Source organism: Comamonas sp. A7-5 (assembly GCF_039581385.1).
GTDB classification, from domain to species: Bacteria; Pseudomonadota; Gammaproteobacteria; order Burkholderiales; family Burkholderiaceae_C; genus Comamonas; species Comamonas thiooxydans.
Map to the genome: position 1 here is coordinate 1 of NZ_JBCPWO010000047.1, position 1,405 is coordinate 1,405.

Sequence of the window (1,405 nt, forward strand, 5' to 3'; positions counted from 1 at the left end):
AGCAGAAATGGCCGCGCTGACCAAGGCCGCGCAGGCGGCGGGCAGCAATACCAAATACACATCGGTGCAGGCGGCTGGCGCGCTGGAGAATCTGGCCAAGGCGGGCCTGAGCGCGGGCGACTCCGTCAAGGCGCTGCCTGCCGTGCTGGCCCTGGCCCAGGCTGGTGATATCGAGCTGGGCAAATCCAGCGAGTATGTGACCAAGGCCGTGATGGGCATGGGCCTGGCCTTTGACGATGCAGGCCGCGTGGCCGATGTGCTGGCCAAGGGCGCCAACGCCACCAACACCAGCGTGGAAGGGCTGGCCCAGGCGCTGAGCTATGCCGCGCCGGTTGCCAACACCCTGGGCGTGAGCCTGGAGAGCACGGTGGCCATCATCGGCAAGTTTGCCGACGCCGGCATTGACGCCAGCCGTGCGGGTACGGCGCTGAACTCCATCATGAGTCAGTTTGCCAACCCGCTCTCCAGCTTCCGCAAGGAGCTGGGCGCTGCCGGCATAGTCACCACCAACTTTGAGGAAGCGCTGCACCAGTTGGCCGATAAGGGCAAGGACGGCGAGCGAGCTATCAATGCCGTGGGCCTGGAGGCCGGGCCCGCGCTGCGTGCCTTGCTCAACCAGGGCATGGGCGCGCTGGATGAGCTGACCGGCAAGCTGCGTGAGGCCGGCGGCAGTGCCGAGGCCACGGCCAGGACCATGGCCGACAACCTCAATGGCTCGCTCAAGGGCCTGAGCAGTATGTGGGAGACCGTGACCCAGGTGCTGGGCAAGCCCGTGCTGCCCGTGGTGCGCAAGGGTGTGGACGAGCTGACCGGCGCGCTGCGCAAGGCGGTTGAGAGCGGTCTGGTGGAGCGCTTCGGTCAGACCCTGGCCACGGCCTTTGAAAACGGCCTCAAGTTCTTCCGTGCATTTGCAGCCAACGTCAACTTTGACGCCGTGGTGCTGCGCCTGCAAGTCTTTGCCAGCGAGACGGGCGAGACGCTGCAGCGCATCGGCCAATACGCCACCAATGCGGGCAACACGGTGCAGCTGGCCTGGGGCGTGATGACGGCGGGCGTCAATGGCGTGCTGACGGCCATTTACGGCCTGGGCGCAGCGTTTGCACAGATTGCCTCCAAGGTGATGGAGGGCGTGGCCCAGCTGCGCAGCGGCCTGGCATCCGTCACCTTTGGCGGTCTCAGTGAGAGCTTTCGACTGGCTGCAGCTGATGCCGAGGAGATGGCGGGAGCCTTTGCGGCGTCTGCCGATGCCCTCAAGGCCAAGGCTGCAGAGTCCTTGCAGGGTATGGCCGATGGCGCCCAGACGGCGCGCGATGCATGGGATGGATTGACTGGGGAAGTGACTGCGGTGGGCAACGCTGCTGCAGCGGCTGCTCCCTCTATCGAGGCGGTTGCTGCTGGCATCGAG

Annotated in this window: 1 protein-coding gene; it reads left to right on the forward strand. The window is 66.0% G+C overall.

Translation table 11 applies throughout. The features are described 5' to 3' along the window. The coding region (locus AAIL67_RS24665) for a phage tail tape measure protein (RefSeq protein WP_343485396.1) at positions 1-1,405 on the forward strand (1,405 nt) is incomplete at both ends.